Annotated in this window: 13 protein-coding genes; 5 read left to right on the top strand and 8 right to left on the bottom strand. The window is 69.2% G+C overall.

Going from position 1 to position 13,430, the window contains the following annotated elements:
* The first annotated feature begins 11 nt into the window (after positions 1-11).
* Positions 12-1,619: a glycoside hydrolase family 17 protein gene (locus tag ACVCL3_RS12690; RefSeq protein WP_447101475.1), complete on the top strand. Its 1,608-nt coding sequence runs from the start codon at positions 12-14 to the stop codon at positions 1,617-1,619.
* Here ACVCL3_RS12690 and ACVCL3_RS12695 read toward each other — a convergent pair.
* The 5 genes from ACVCL3_RS12695 to ACVCL3_RS12715 form a co-directional block, all read right to left on the bottom strand.
* On the bottom strand, positions 1,521-1,937 hold the full coding sequence (locus tag ACVCL3_RS12695) for a hypothetical protein (protein WP_447101476.1): 417 nt from the start codon (positions 1,935-1,937) through the stop codon (positions 1,521-1,523). The genes ACVCL3_RS12690 and ACVCL3_RS12695 overlap by 99 nt on opposite strands.
* Positions 1,934-2,746 (bottom strand): endonuclease/exonuclease/phosphatase family protein, encoded by an 813-nt coding sequence (locus ACVCL3_RS12700; protein ID WP_447101477.1) that lies wholly within the window; start codon positions 2,744-2,746, stop codon positions 1,934-1,936. The genes ACVCL3_RS12695 and ACVCL3_RS12700 overlap by 4 nt, the downstream gene beginning before the upstream one ends.
* Positions 2,747-2,885: 139 nt before the next feature.
* Positions 2,886-3,536 carry a thiol:disulfide interchange protein DsbA/DsbL gene (locus ACVCL3_RS12705; protein WP_447097902.1) on the bottom strand — a complete coding sequence of 217 codons (651 nt, stop codon included), beginning with the start codon at positions 3,534-3,536 and terminating at the stop codon, positions 2,886-2,888.
* Between the two features lie 33 nt (positions 3,537-3,569).
* Complete coding sequence (locus tag ACVCL3_RS12710) at positions 3,570-4,454, bottom strand: thiol:disulfide interchange protein DsbA/DsbL (protein WP_447101478.1); 885 nt, start codon at positions 4,452-4,454, stop codon at positions 3,570-3,572.
* A gap of 44 nt (positions 4,455-4,498) precedes the next feature.
* Positions 4,499-5,257 carry a c-type cytochrome gene (locus ACVCL3_RS12715; protein WP_447101479.1) on the bottom strand — a complete coding sequence of 253 codons (759 nt, stop codon included), beginning with the start codon at positions 5,255-5,257 and terminating at the stop codon, positions 4,499-4,501.
* 112 nt (positions 5,258-5,369) lie between these two features.
* Here ACVCL3_RS12715 and yihA point away from each other — a divergent pair, with 112 nt between their 5' ends.
* Positions 5,370-6,020, top strand: coding sequence for a ribosome biogenesis GTP-binding protein YihA/YsxC (gene yihA / locus ACVCL3_RS12720; protein ID WP_447101480.1), 651 nt, complete (start codon positions 5,370-5,372; stop codon positions 6,018-6,020).
* Between the two features lie 35 nt (positions 6,021-6,055).
* On the opposite strand, the gene ACVCL3_RS12725 is transcribed toward yihA, so the two are convergent.
* The 3 genes from ACVCL3_RS12725 to ACVCL3_RS12735 all read right to left on the bottom strand — a co-directional run bounded on the left by ACVCL3_RS12725 (position 6,056) and on the right by ACVCL3_RS12735 (position 9,916).
* Complete coding sequence (locus tag ACVCL3_RS12725; protein WP_447101481.1) at positions 6,056-8,761, bottom strand: putative bifunctional diguanylate cyclase/phosphodiesterase; 2,706 nt, start codon at positions 8,759-8,761, stop codon at positions 6,056-6,058.
* 8 nt (positions 8,762-8,769) lie between these two features.
* The gene (locus ACVCL3_RS12730) at positions 8,770-9,243 is read right to left on the bottom strand and encodes a prepilin-type N-terminal cleavage/methylation domain-containing protein (protein WP_447101482.1); all 474 of its coding nucleotides are present in this window, start codon (positions 9,241-9,243) and stop codon (positions 8,770-8,772) included.
* A 181-nt stretch (positions 9,244-9,424) separates the two neighbouring features.
* Positions 9,425-9,916, bottom strand: a complete 492-nt coding sequence (locus ACVCL3_RS12735; protein WP_395120402.1) for a GAF domain-containing protein — start codon at positions 9,914-9,916, stop codon at positions 9,425-9,427.
* Between the two features lie 56 nt (positions 9,917-9,972).
* Here ACVCL3_RS12735 and bioD point away from each other — a divergent pair, with 56 nt between their 5' ends.
* The 3 genes from bioD (at position 9,973) to dcp (ending at position 13,413) form a co-directional block, all read left to right on the top strand.
* Positions 9,973-10,665 (top strand): dethiobiotin synthase, encoded by a 693-nt coding sequence (gene bioD / locus ACVCL3_RS12740; protein WP_395120401.1) that lies wholly within the window; start codon positions 9,973-9,975, stop codon positions 10,663-10,665.
* A gap of 63 nt (positions 10,666-10,728) precedes the next feature.
* Positions 10,729-11,076 carry a hypothetical protein gene (locus ACVCL3_RS12745; protein ID WP_395120400.1) on the top strand — a complete coding sequence of 116 codons (348 nt, stop codon included), beginning with the start codon at positions 10,729-10,731 and terminating at the stop codon, positions 11,074-11,076.
* A gap of 126 nt (positions 11,077-11,202) precedes the next feature.
* Positions 11,203-13,413, top strand: a complete 2,211-nt coding sequence (gene dcp, locus ACVCL3_RS12750; protein ID WP_447101483.1) for a peptidyl-dipeptidase Dcp — start codon at positions 11,203-11,205, stop codon at positions 13,411-13,413.
* The last annotated feature ends 17 nt before the right edge of the window (positions 13,414-13,430 follow it).

The raw sequence follows: 13,430 nt of genomic DNA on the forward strand, positions 1-13,430 counted from the left end.
CGGTTTGCCGCATGTCATCCGAAGCTGCGCCTGTTGTCCGTCGGGAGCCTCTGGCGTGGCTGGCCTTGCTGCTGGCAGCCCTGGCATCGCTGTACGGCTGGTGGGCGATCGGCCGGCCGGTGGCGTTGCCCGATGCGCCCACCTCGCGCATCGCCTGCGTGTCGTATGCACCGTTCCGGCTGGCGGGCGAGTCGCCGCTGGATGCCTCGGCCTTCGTCAGCGCCGAGCGCGTCGACGCGGACTTGCGCGCGCTGTCGCAGCGCTTCGATTGCGTGCGCACCTACTCGCAGGGGCAGGGCCTCAGCGCGGTACCGCGGATCGCCCGGCGCTACGGCATGAAGGTGCTGCTGGGCATCTGGCTGGGACATGATCCCGAGGCCAATGCCGAACAGATCCGCCTCGGCATCGCCACGGCGCGCGCCTACCCGGACGTGGTGCGTGCGGTGATCGTCGGCAACGAGGTGCTGCTGCGCGGCGAGCTGTCGTCGGCGCAGCTGGCGGCCGATTTGGCGCGTGTGCGCGAGGCGGTGCCCGAGCCGGTGACCTATGCCGACGTGTGGGAGTTCTGGTTGCGCCATCCCGAGCTGGCTGCCTCCGTGGATTACCTCACCATCCACATCCTGCCGTACTGGGAAGACCAGCCGGTGCCGCCGGAGCGGGCGGTGCAGCACGTGGCGGCGGTGTACGCGAAGGTGGGCGCGGCGTTTCCGGGGCGGCGCGTGATGATCGGCGAGACCGGCTGGCCCAGCGCCGGCCGCCCGCGCCAGGCGGCCAGCGCCAGCGTGGTGGACGAGGCGCGCTACCTGCGCGACTTCCTGCGCTACGCGGAGGAAACCGGCCTGCCGTACAACGTGATCGAGGCGTTCGACCAGCCGTGGAAGCGCACGCAGGAAGGCACGGTGGGCGGCTACTGGGGCATTTTCGACGCGCAGGCGCAGCCAAAATTCGCGATGACCGGGCCGGTGGTCGAGATGGCGCGCTGGTGGCTGGGCTGGCTGGCCGCGGCGCTCGGTGGCGTGATCTTCGCGCTGGCCGGCGCATGGCGACGTCGCCGGAGCGGCTGGCGCGAACGGCTGGCGCTGGGCCTGGCCGGCGTGGCCAGCGGCGGCGCCGTCGCCTGGCAGTGCCGGCAGATGTGGTTTGCCTGCCGCAACCCGTGGGAGTGGACGATCTCGCTGGCCGCCTGCGTGCTGGCCGTGTTCACCGCGCTGCGGCTGGCGCGCTGGATTGCCGGGCGACTGGCCGGCACGCCGCGGCCGGGTGGCCCCGGCGGCTGGCGCACGCTGTGGCTGTTCGCGCTGGCGTATTACGGCCTGCTGCTGGTGGTCGACGGGCGCTATCGCGATTTTCCGCTGGGCCTGTTCGCGCTGCCGTGCGTGGGCCATGCACTGGCGGGGTGGCTGTCCCGCGCGAGCGAGCGGGCGCGGCCCACGCTGGAACAGCGCTTCCTTGCCGCGTGCCTGCCGCTGCTGGGCGTGGTCGTGGTCGCGCAGGAGGCCGGGCTCAACCCGACCGCGTGGTCATGGCTGGTGCTGAACCTGCTGCTTGCCTGGCCGGTCTGGCATGCGTGGCGCGCGGGCGTCCGCCTGCAGGCGCAGCAGGCGCAGGCTGCCCAGTAGCAAGGCCAGCGCGCCGGCCTCGGCGCCGTACAACTGCATGGCGAACACGCCCAGCGCCGCGGCCAGCCAGGCCAGCGCCAGGCGCCGCAACAACCACGCCGGCAGCAGCGCGATGAGCGCGAGCGTGCCGTAGACGTGATGCAGGAAGCCGAGCACCAGCCACGTGCGCAGCGTGCACCACGCGGGGCCGTGGCCGCTGCCGCAGAGCTGCCCGATCGCGCTGGATTCGATCAGCCCGAAGCGCAGCGCCGTGGCGCCCAGGCCCACTGCCAGCAGCGCCAGCCACCATGCCGCCGCGCGCCACGGCAGCGAGGTCATCGGTGCTTCCGCTTCGTGCTGCGGCCGCCGACGCCGGCGGGCAGGCGGATTTCCGCGGCCACCGGCAGGTGGTCGGAGAACGCCTGCGGCAGCGTCCAGGTTTTCTCCAGCTGGATCGCCTCGGAGGTGAGGATGTGGTCCAGCGCCCGCCGCGGCTTCCAGCTGGGAAAGGTGGGCGTGGGCTGCGCCGGCGGCTGCAGGCTGCTCTTGTTGAACAGCTGGCGCATCTCCGCGCTGCCCGGTTCGGTGTTGAGGTCGCCCATCAGCACGGCGTGGCGGAAATCCTGCAGCAGCTCGGCGATGAAACCGAGCTGGCGCGCGCGCGCCGGGGCGCTCAGCGAAAGATGGGCAATCATCACCGCCAGCGCGTCTTCGCCTTCGCCGAACTGCGCCAGCAGCGCGCCGCGGCCGGGGATGCGGCTGGGCAGCGGGTAATCCATCACTGAGGTCGGTTCGAGCCGGCTGATCAGGCCGTTGGCCGAATGCGCCAGCCGCGCCACCGGCCGGTTGGGCTGGTGGCTCCAGAACGGCAGGCCGGAGGTCTCGGCGAGGTAACGGGTCTGGTTGAGGAAGCCCGAGCGCAGGCTGCCGGCGTCGGCTTCCTGCAGGCCGATCACGTCGAAGCCGGCCAGCACCTCGGCCAGGCGGTCGAGGTTGTCCATCTTGCTGCGGCCGGGCAGCACCGCGTTGAGGCTGCGGGTCAGGTAGTCGCGGTAATGTGCCACGCTGGCGCCGGCCAGGATGTTGCAGCTGAGCAGGCGCAGGCGACGCTCGGCAGGTGCGGTGGCAGGGGTGGCGGCACGGTTCATGGCAGCACGCGGCAGAAGAGGGGAGCGGATGCCTTCAGCAGCCGGCCTGGCCACCCGCCTGAGCTGCAGCATGCGCGCCGCCGCGTGAACGCGACGATGGCGGCGCGATCCGCCGCCGCGCAGGGCCGCCTGGCGGGAGCTACTTGCCGGCCAGTTCGCGCTTGGCCAGCCACAGCGCCACCGCCAGCATGTGCTCGTGCGAGCGCACCGTGGCAACGACGTATTTGCCGTCGACCACCAGGGTCGGCGTGCCGTCGACTTGCCAGGTGCGCAGCAGGTCGAGGTCGCGCTTCATCTTCTCGGTGGTTTCCGGCGCCATCGCGATGCGCATGAACTCGTCGCGGTTGACCCCTTCGCGGGCGTAGAAATCGGCCAGCTCGTCCATCGAGTTGATCGGGTAATGCTCGCCGAACTTGGCCACGAACAGCTGCAGGTGGGTGCGCTCGACCACGCCCAGCTGCCTGGCCGCGTAATAGGCCCGCGCGAACGGCACCCATTGCTGGTTGAACGGCGCCGGCAGCAGCTTGAACTCGACCCCGGCCGGCAGCTCCTTGCGCAGCTTCTCGGCATCCGGCGCGAACTCCGCGCAGTGGATGCAGCCGTAGGAGAACACCTCGACCAGCTCGACCTTGCCCTCGCTGCTGTAGCGCTGGTGCGGGGCGGGCAGGGTGACGTAGTCGGTGCCCTCCGCGTACGGCGCCGGGTCGCTGGGCTGCGCGGTGCAGGCGCTGGCCAGCAGCAGGCTGGCGAGCAAGGCCAGGACGGGCAGGCGGGCGTATCGCTTGAACATCGGGTCGTTCTCCACGCGGATGGCGCCGGCGGCTTACTTGCCGGCCTGTTCCTTGGCGACCAGCCACTGGGTCAGCTCGATCGTCTGCGCATAGCCGCCGGCCGTGCTCGGCCCGTAGCGGTACTTGCCGTTGACGACCATCGAGGGCGTGCCGTCGATGCCGTACGCCTTGATCAGGTCGTCGGCGCGCTTCATCTTGGTGTTGACCGAGAACGAGTTGGCGACGGCGACGAATTCCTTCGGGTCCGCACCGAATTTCTGCGCGTAGAACTGCGCGATGTCCTCGATCGTGGGCCAGGCCTCCTTCGGCTTCAGCCCGCTGCCCTTGAGGTCGTAGGTGGAAATTTCGCCGGTCTTGAACGTGCCGTCGAACATCGCGTCGTAGCTCTTCTCGGCCAGGCCCAGCGCCTGCGCGGCGTAGTACGCGCGCTGGTAGACCACCCAGTTCTCGTCCGGGCGGAACGCCGCGGGCAGGTAATTCATCACCGCGCCGGCGGGCAGGCTCTTGCGGATCTGGTCGGCGGTGGTGTGGAACGCGTTGCAGGCCGGACAGCCGAAGGAGAACACCTCGGTCACCTCGACCTTGCCGGGGTGGCTGGTCGGCTGCGGCGGGTCGATCAGGAAGTAGTTCTTGCCCTCGACCCACTTGCCGTTGTCGACGAAGGGCACGGCCGGGGCGGCGGCGGTCGCGGCGCTTTCGGCGGGCGCGGGCGCGCTGTTGTCGTCGCCGGCGGGCGTGGCCGTGGCGGTGGCTGCCGTGCTGGCGGGCGCCGGCGTGCTGGCCGGGGCGGCCGGCGTCACCGAGGTCGCGGCTGCCGTGCTGGCGGGGGCCGGCGTGGCGGCCGGTTCGCCCTTGTCATGGCTGCAGGCGGCAAGCGCGAGCAGGGCGGCGCACAGGATCGGAAGACGCTTGAACATGACCACCTCGAATCGGTGAAACGGGAGACGCGCCGCGCGGGCGGTCAGGGCGTGGCGGCCGCCGCAGGCTTGCTCTCGGCGGGGTGCAGGCCTTCGATGTAGCTGGCCAGCGCGGCGATGTCCCTGGCGTCCAGCTTGGCGGCGATCGCGGGCATGATCTGCGAGCGGGTATCGGTGCCCCAGCTGGCGCCGTCGTGCCATGCCTTCAGCGTGGCCTCCACGTACTGCGCATGCTGGCCGGCCAGCTGCGGATACATCGCGCCGGGGTTGCCGCGGCCGTCGATGCTGTGGCAGGCCATGCAGGCCGGGATGCCGCGCGTGCTGTCACCCTGGCGGAACAACGTTTCACCCTGCTCGACCAGCGCCTGGTCGGCCACGCCGGGGCGCGAGCTCTGGCTGGCGAAATAGGCGCCGAGGTCGTGCATGTCCTGCACCGACAGCGGCGTGGCCATGCCCAGCATGATCGGGTTCTGGCGCTGGCCGGATTTGAAATCGGTCAGCTGGCGCACGATGTACTGCTCGCTCTGCCCGGCCAGTTTGGGGTACTGCGCATCGGCGGAGTTGCCGTCCATGCCGTGGCAGGCGCCGCAGACCGCGGCCTTGGCCTGGCCGGCGGCGGCGTCGCCCGGCTTGACCGCCGCTTCGGCCACGCTGGCCGGCGCTGCTGCCGGCGCCGGGGCGCTCGCGGCGGCGGCGGGAGCCGGCGCCTCCTGGGCCATCACGGCCGTAGTGGAGAGCGCCAGCGCGAGAGCCAGGGCGGACCCGAACGCGGCGGGCCGAAAACCAGCGGAGCGAAAACTCATACACTTGACTCCCGAGAGACTTGCGAACACTGCCGACGGCGCACCGGAACGAAGCGGTGGGCAGAAACCGCAGAATTATCCCGTGCCATCCTACCTTGGTCAAACCGCTCCCATGCCGAATCCCCTCCAGGGCGCGCAGTTCATGCTCGCCGCGCACCGCCTCAGCCAGTTGCCCGCCGACGAGGGCGCCGAGGTGGCGTTCGCCGGCCGCTCCAACGCCGGCAAGTCCAGCGCGCTCAATGCGCTGACCAATCACAAGGGTCTGGCGCGCACGTCCAAGACGCCCGGGCGCACCCAGCAGATGGTCGCCTTCAGCCTGCCGTCGCCGCGCGAGGCCGCCGCGGCGCCGGTGGAAGCCGGCGCCGACCGGCGCCTGGTCGACCTGCCCGGCTACGGCTACGCCAAGGTGCCGCTGGACATGCGCGAACACTGGAAGCAGGAGATCGACGCCTACCTGCACCGTCGCCGCAGCCTGCGCGGCCTGGTGCTGATCGTCGACATCCGCCATCCGCTGAAGGAGTTCGACCGCCTGATGCTGCAGTTCTGCGCCGACACCGGCCTGCCCTGCCACGTGCTGCTGACCAAGGCCGACAAGCTCTCGCGGGGTGCCGGCACGCAGGCGCTGGCCGCCCTGCGCAAGCAATTTGCCGCCGAGGGGCTGCACGCCAGCGCGCAGGTGTTTTCCTCCTCCGCCGGCACCGGCGTGGACGAAGCGCGCGAGGCGGTGGCGAACCTGCTGCGACAGCCGCGCGCGGCGACCTGACCTGCGGCGCGCCGGCGCTCCCGCAGGGGCCGCCGTCAGCGCAGCCAGCGCTCGGCGAATTCGTCCGGTGGCAGCGGGCGACCGATCAGGTAGCCCTGGATGTAGTCGCAGCCCATGGCGACGAGCAGCGCGAGCTGGGTTTCTTCCTCGACGCCTTCCGCCACCACGCTGTAAGCCAGCGTCTTGGCCAGCGCGATGATGTGCCTGACGATTTCCTGCTGGCGCGGATCGCCGGAAAGCCCGCGGATGAAGGCCTGGTCGAGTTTGAGCACGTTGGCCGGGATGCGGGTCAGGTAGACCAGCGAGGAGTAACCGGTGCCGAAATCGTCGAGCGCGACGCCGATGCCCGCGGCGCGCAACGCCACGAGGGATTCCCGCACCTTGTGCGAGTCGTTGACGGCGGTCGCCTCCAGTATCTCGATCTCCAGCCGGTCGACGTCGAGCCGGTAGCGCCCCAGGGCGGCCTGCACCCGCTCCACGACGGACGTCCGTTCGAATTGCACCGGCGACATGTTGATCGAGACCGGGATCGCCGCCAGGTTGTCGTCCTGCCATTGCCGCATCTGCGCGCAGGCCCGATCGAGCACCCACTCGCCCAGCCATGCGCCCAGGCCCATTTCATCGAGCAGGTGCACGAAGGTGGCCGGCAGGACCAGGCCGCGCGTGGGCGACAGCCAGCGGACCAGCGCTTCGGCGCCGACGATCCGTCGCGTGCGGGCGTCGATCTTCGGTTGGTAGTGCAGCACCAGTTCGCTTCTCTCGACCGCCTTGCGCAGTTCCTGGGTCAGGTCGAAATGGATTTTCGAGGTGCGGGTGAACTCGCTCGAGTAAAACTGGAAGCCGCCCGGCTGTCCGCGCTTGGACTTGTACATGGCGGCGTCCGCCATCTGCAGCAGTTCATCGAACTGGCTGGCGTTCGCCGGGTACAACGCGATCCCCATGCTGGCGGGCGTGTTGATCTGGTGTTCGCTCACGGTGATCGGTTCGGCCAAGGCGGCGCGCAAGTCACGCAGCCGGCGGTCGAGCGTCGCGTGTTCCTCGCCGCGCACCAGATCCTGCACCAGCACGACGAACTCGTCGCCGCCCAGGCGGGCCAGCACGTCGTCCGGATGCAACTGCTGCCGGAGGCTCGTCGCACACTGGAGCAGGAGCTGGTCACCACTGGCGTGGCCGAGCGTGTCGTTGACCTGCTTGAAGTTGTCCAGGTCGATCAGGATCAGCGCGGCGGCGGTCTGCTCGCGTTGCGCCCGCTCGATGGCCTGTTCGCAGCGCTCGCGCAGCAGCACCCGGTTCGGCAGGTCGGTCAGTGCATCGTAATGGGCCTGGTGATGGAGTCTTTCCTCCTGCGCCAGGCTGGACAGCGCGATGCCGATGCGGTCGGCAAGTGCCCGGCCACCCCGGACGGCGGTGTCGATCGGCTCGGGCAAGTCCAGGTATGCCAGCAGCAGCACCTGATGCAGGCAGTCGTCATGGCGGATCGGGAACGCAAGCAGGTGCGCGGGCAGCGCAGAGCCGAGCCGTCGCAGGAACTCCTCCGGCAGATGCGCTGGTGACAGGATGCATGCCGGTTGCGCGTGGCTCAGCGCGTCGAGCCCGAACCTGGCGGTGGCCGTGCGCAGGCAACCGCCCGCGTGCGCGGAGTCGCGCGTCAGCAGGTAGTAGCCCGCCTCGCCGTCGCGCACCAGCAGGCCGGCGCCGTCGCTGGGGATGGCCTTGCGGATGTGGCCGAGCACCTCGCTGGCGACATGCTCCATGCGCGAGGCGCTGATGATGGCGCGGTCGAGGTCGCTCAGCAGGGCGAGCATGTGGAACCGCGATTCCAGGTTCATCGCCATGTCGTTGAACGTGCGCCCCAGTTCGGCGAACTCGTCGTTGCCGGCCAGTTGCAGGCGCGCCGTCAGGTCGCCGGCCGCGAGGCGGCGGGTGAGTCCGGTCAGCTGGTCGAGCGGCTTCATCTGGTGGCGAATCTGGCGCATGGCGAGCGCCGCGGCGACGGCCAGCGCCAGCAGCACGATGATCGGAAACAGATGGCGGAAATCCTCCAGCCGGCGCAGCGCGTCGGCTCGCGAGGTGGCCTGCATGACGACGAAGCCCGGGCTGTCGAGCGCGGGCAGAAACTTGAGCCGCCACAGCCCCACCAGCAGGTCCTCGCCCGAGGCATGCCATGGCACGGTGCCGCCGGTGCCGTTGCCGAGCGCCGACTCCAGCATGTGCCGGTCCAGCGGGGCGAGGCCGGGCGTGCAGAACAGGGCGACGTAGTCGGCATCGAGGATGCAGTAGCGCTCGGGTGCGGAGTCGTTGCGCCACAGCGGAGCGGTCGCGATCTCGCCCACCAGGACTTGGCTGCGGGACGCGGACGGAACCAGCAATTGCACGGGGTGGCCGGCGGCCATTCGCAGGATGCTCTTGCCGCGCGCCAGGCGGGCCTGCTGTGGCGCCGTCAAGTCGCGCGAGGGCTGCAGCGAGGTCGCGCTGAAACCGAGTTTCGCTGCCGCCGATGCGTCGCCGATGTGCTCGGCGGGAAGCTTTCGAAGGTCGCTCGCGCGGGCGTTGAGCAGCTCGATCAGGCTCATGCCGAACGATTTGCTGTCGGCCCGAAGTTGCTGGTACGCCGAGTCCAGCAGCAGCGCGCTGACCTCGTGGTAGACGTACCAGGCCATGCCGCTCATGGGGATCAGTGCGGCCAGGAGAAACTGCAGGGTGAGGCGTCGACTGACCTTGCCGGGCAGGTAAATGCGCATCGTCGCGCCTAGAAATCCTGCGCCGTGCCGATGTAACTGCCGTTGCCCGCGCGCACGATGTCGTCGCGCGCGAAGCGTCCGGTCAACTGGGTCTGCGTACGGCCATCCGGTCCGGTGCTGTACAGGTCGAAGTCGGTGTTGATCGGATTCATGTTCCGGTCGCGGCGGACCTGGCCCGTTTTGGGCGGCGGGTCGGTGTCGATCGGCAGATACCGGTACGGGTTGCCCCATGGATCGAGCGCCGGTTCGCTGATGCCGATCTCGGCCAGAGTGGCGGGATAGGTCCCCGACTGGGCGTGGTAGGTCTCCAGCGCCAGCGAGGTGGTGGTCATGAAGGCGGCGACGTCATTCGCCTTGACGCGGTTGCCGTACCGCGCATAGATCGGCATCGCCATGGCGACGAGCAGCCCCATGATGATGACTGCAATCATCATCTCGACCAGCGTGAACCCGGCGCTTGGCGTGGGCAGTCTCTTGTTCATGGCTACGGGTGGAGTGTTCGCGAGGCGCACCGAGCGGCAACGCCGGGATTCGGCAAATCGCCGGGCCCCTCATCGTTAGCGGCACGGGGGGATTGCGCTTGAGCGCCATGACGACGGGCGGGCAAGCGGCGCGCGACCGCGCCCGGCGGGCGGTCACGCGCGCCGGGTCATCGCGAACCGATCAGGGCGTGACGACATCCATGAACACCGCGCACAGCGCTTCCATGCCGGCGCGGTCGTCCTCGTCGAAGCGATCGGTCACCGGGCTGTCGACGTCCCACACGCCGAGCAGCGAACCATCGCGGCGAACCAGCGGCACCACGATCTCCGATTGCGAGGCCGAGTCGCAGTAGATGTGGTTGGGGTGCGTGCTGACGTCGCGCACCAGCTGGGTCTGGCGCTCGCTCGCGGCGGTGCCGCAGACGCCACGGCCGAGCGCGATGCGGATGCATGCCGGCTTGCCCTGGAACGGGCCGACCACCAGCTCGGTGCCGTCGAACAGGTAGAACCCGGCCCAGTTCAATTGCGGCAGGCCGTGGTAGACCAGCGCGCTGAAATTGGCCGCGTTGGCGATCAGGTCCGGCTCGCCCTGCAGCAGGCCGCGCGCCTGCTGCACCAGGTGCTCATAGTGCTCCTGCTTGCTGGCGAAGGTGGGGGTCTCGAGCTCGAACATGCGAAGTCATCCGGCGGCAAAGGCGTATTATGCGCGCCCTCGCCACGGACATCCCGATGACAGACTCCCGCCACGCCGCGGTATTCATCGCCGGCACCGACACCGGCATCGGCAAGACCCATGCTTCCTGCACCTTGCTGCACGCCCTGCGCGATGCCGGTCACCGCAGTTGCGGCATGAAACCGGTGGCCAGCGGTTGCGCGGCGACGCCCGATGGCCTGCGCAACGACGACGCGCTGGCCCTGCAGGCGGCAGGCAGCGATCCCGCGCTGGCCTACGAGCGGATCAACCCGGTGGCGTTGCGCGATCCGCTGTCGCCGCATCTGGCGGCCGCGCGCGAGCACCGGCAGGTCACGCTGGCGCCGATGCGCGCCGCCTTCGAACAACTGCGCAGCGAACACCAGCGCGTGGTGGTCGAAGGCGTCGGCGGCTGGCTGGTGCCGCTGGCGCCCAAGCTGTTCGCCTCGGACATCGCCAGGCAATGGCAGTTGCCGGTGATCCTGGTGGTCGGCCTGCGCCTGGGCTGCCTCAACCACGCCCAGCTCAGCGCGCGCGCGATCGTCGCCGACGGCTGCCGCCTGATCGGCTGGATCGGCAACCACATCGACCCGGCGATGGAAGCGCAAGCCGAGAACCTGGCCACGCTGGGCGAGCTGCTGCCGGCGCCGTGCCTGGGCGTGCTGCCGCACGGCATGCCGCCGGCGCAGGCGGCCGGACGCTTGCACGCCGCCGTGGCGGCGCTCGGCTGACCTTCACGTCCGGCGTACCGGCGTGCGTGCTTGAATGGCTGCAGACCCGTTTCGGGAATGGCCATGCCCCGCAACCGCTACTACCTCTCGATCGCCGACCTCGGCCACGCCCGCGGCGAGGACCCGCGTTTCAGCTACGCCGGTGCCGGCCCGAATGATTTCGCCGGCGCGCTGCAGCACGCCTTGCGCAGCGATGAGCTGTTCCAGCGCTGGCGCGCGGCGCAGCCCGACCCGGATGCGGTGGACGCCAGCCTCGGCAACACCGATCCGGCCGCCGAGGTGACGGCGAAAGTCGCCGACCTGCGCACCGACGTGGAGCTGACCACCGACCTGCCGATGAGCGTGCTGCGCCATCGGCTGTTCCTGCTGATCGGCGGCGGCTGGCAGCTGCGCGACCTGCGCGTGGCGTGATGGCGCTTCGCTGATCCGCGGTCCGCAGTTTCCTGCGAACGTTTGGAAAGCGGCGGCCGTATGGGTAAAGTCGGGGACTGCATTTCCATCCCGTCCCGCCGCGGACACCCAACGTTGGGGAACCTGATGCTTCGACTCCGCCTGCTCGTGATTGCCACCACGATCGCCCTCGCCGCCTGCTCGCAATCGCCGGGTGGCGCCGATGCCACGCCCGCGCCTGCGCCCACGTCGACAGCGAGCGCTTCCGTCACCGCCCCGGCCGATGCCATGACCAGCAACCCGTTCTTCCAGGCCAGCACGCTGCCGTTCCAGGCGCCGCCGTTCGACAAGATCACCGACGCCGACTACCAGCCGGCGATCGAGGAGGGCATGAAGCGGCAACTGGCCGAGGTGCAGAAGATCGCCGACAACCCCGAGCCGGCCACGTTCGAGAACACCTACGTGGCGCTGGAGAAAACCGGCGTGATGCTCGATCGCGTGATGGCGGTCTTCAACGGCGTCACCGCGGCGAATACCAACCCGACCCTGCAGAAAGTGCAGGAGGAAGAGGCGCCCAGGCTGGCCGCCCACCAGGACGCGATCTATCTCAACGACAAGTTGTTCAAGCGCATCGCGGCGGTCCACGACCAGCGCGACACGCTGAAGCTCGATCCGGAATCCGCGCGCCTGGTCCAGGTGGTCTACGACAACTTCGTGCATGCCGGCGCCAAGCTGTCCGACGCCGACAAGACCAAGCTGAAGGCGATGAACAAGGAGGAGTCCAGCCTCAGCACCGCGTTCACCAACAAGCTGCTGGCGGCCACCAAGGACGCCGCGCCGGTGATCGGCGACAAGAGCAAGCTGGCCGGCCTGAGCGATGCGGAAATCGCCGCCGCCAGTCGCGCCGCGGCCGATCGCAAGCAGGACGGCAAGTACGTGTTGCCGCTGCAGAACACCACCCAGCAGCCCGAGCTGCAGGATCTGACCGACCGTGCCACCCGCCAGCAGCTGTTCGAGGCGTCGTGGAACCGCGCCGAGCAGAACGACGCCAACGACACCCGCAAGACGATCGAGCGGCTGGCGCAATTGCGCGCGCAGGAGGCCGCATTGCTCGGCTATCCGAACTACGCCGCGTGGAAGCTGGAAGACCAGATGGCCAAGACACCGGCCACCGCGATGGGCTTCATGCAGAAGCTGGCGCCGGCTGCGGTGGCGCGTGCCACGCGCGAGGCCGCCGACATCCAGGCGCAGATCGACCAGGACCAGAAGGCCGCCGGGCAGCCCGGCTTCAAGCTGCAGCCGTGGGACTGGAACCACTACGCCGAGCAGGTGCGCAAGGCGAAGTACGACCTCGACGAAAACCAGATCAAGCCTTACTTCGAGCTGGACAACGTGCTCAAGAACGGCGTGTTCTACGCCGCCAACCAGCTCTACGGGCTGACTTTCAAGGAGCGCAAGGACATTCCGGTGTACCAGCCGGACGTGCGCGTGTTCGAGGTGTTCGACGCCGACGGCAAGTCGATGGCGCTGTTCTACTGCGACTACTTCAAGCGCGACAACAAGGGCGGCGGCGCCTGGATGGACAACTTCGTCGGCCAGTCGAAGCTGATGGACACCAAGCCGGTGATCTACAACGTCGCCAACTTCACCAAGCCGGCCGCGGGCCAGCCGGCGCTGCTGTCGTTCGATGACGTGATCACCATGTTCCACGAGTTCGGCCACGCGTTGCACGGCATGCTCGCCGACGAGCAATACCCCACCCTGTCCGGCACCAACACCGCGCGCGACTTCGTCGAGTTCCCGTCGCAGTTCAACGAGCACTGGGCGACCAACCCCAAGGTGTTCGCCAACTACGCCAAGAACTACAAGACCGGCGCGCCGATGCCGCAGGCGCTGGTCGACAAGATGAAGAAGGCCGGCAAGTTCAACATGGGTTACAACATGACCGAGTTGGTCGCCGCGGCGATGCTCGACATGAACTGGCACATGCTTGGCGCCGACGCACCGGTGCAGGACGCAGACAAGTTCGAGGCCGCCGCGCTGAAGAAGGACGGCGTGGACTTGAGCTACGTGCCGCCGCGCTACCGCTCCAGCTATTTCCAGCACATCTGGGGCAACGGCTACGCCGCCGGCTACTACGCCTACCTGTGGACGCAGATGCTGGCCGACGACGCCTTCATCGGGTTCAAGGACAACGGCGGCCTTACCCGCGCCAACGGCGACCGCTTCCGCAAGATGGTGCTCTCGCGCGGCAACACCGAGGACCTGGCCAAGATGTACAGGGACTGGCGCGGCCAGGACCCGAGCATCGAGCCGATGCTGGAAAACCGCGGCCTGAAGGACGCAACGAAGAAGTAGGCCGTTTAGAGCGTCAA

It is taken from the genome of Rhodanobacter sp. UC4437_H4 (assembly GCF_052978425.1).

Excerpts from the sequence above, each read along its gene's own strand:
- ACVCL3_RS12690 (WP_447101475.1), top strand. The coding sequence starts at position 12 with ATGTCATCCGAAGCTGCGCCTGTTGTCCGTCGGGAGCCTCTGGCGTGG.
- ACVCL3_RS12695 (WP_447101476.1), bottom strand. The coding sequence starts at position 1,937 with ATGACCTCGCTGCCGTGGCGCGCGGCGGCATGGTGGCTGGCGCTGCTG.
- ACVCL3_RS12700 (WP_447101477.1), bottom strand. The coding sequence starts at position 2,746 with ATGAACCGTGCCGCCACCCCTGCCACCGCACCTGCCGAGCGTCGCCTG.
- ACVCL3_RS12705 (WP_447097902.1), bottom strand. The coding sequence starts at position 3,536 with ATGTTCAAGCGATACGCCCGCCTGCCCGTCCTGGCCTTGCTCGCCAGC.
- ACVCL3_RS12710 (WP_447101478.1), bottom strand. The coding sequence starts at position 4,454 with ATGTTCAAGCGTCTTCCGATCCTGTGCGCCGCCCTGCTCGCGCTTGCC.
- ACVCL3_RS12715 (WP_447101479.1), bottom strand. The coding sequence starts at position 5,257 with ATGAGTTTTCGCTCCGCTGGTTTTCGGCCCGCCGCGTTCGGGTCCGCC.
- yihA (WP_447101480.1), top strand. The coding sequence starts at position 5,370 with ATGCCGAATCCCCTCCAGGGCGCGCAGTTCATGCTCGCCGCGCACCGC.
- ACVCL3_RS12725 (WP_447101481.1), bottom strand. The coding sequence starts at position 8,761 with ATGCGCATTTACCTGCCCGGCAAGGTCAGTCGACGCCTCACCCTGCAG.
- ACVCL3_RS12730 (WP_447101482.1), bottom strand. The coding sequence starts at position 9,243 with ATGAACAAGAGACTGCCCACGCCAAGCGCCGGGTTCACGCTGGTCGAG.
- ACVCL3_RS12735 (WP_395120402.1), bottom strand. The coding sequence starts at position 9,916 with ATGTTCGAGCTCGAGACCCCCACCTTCGCCAGCAAGCAGGAGCACTAT.
- bioD (WP_395120401.1), top strand. The coding sequence starts at position 9,973 with ATGACAGACTCCCGCCACGCCGCGGTATTCATCGCCGGCACCGACACC.
- ACVCL3_RS12745 (WP_395120400.1), top strand. The coding sequence starts at position 10,729 with ATGCCCCGCAACCGCTACTACCTCTCGATCGCCGACCTCGGCCACGCC.
- dcp (WP_447101483.1), top strand. The coding sequence starts at position 11,203 with ATGCTTCGACTCCGCCTGCTCGTGATTGCCACCACGATCGCCCTCGCC.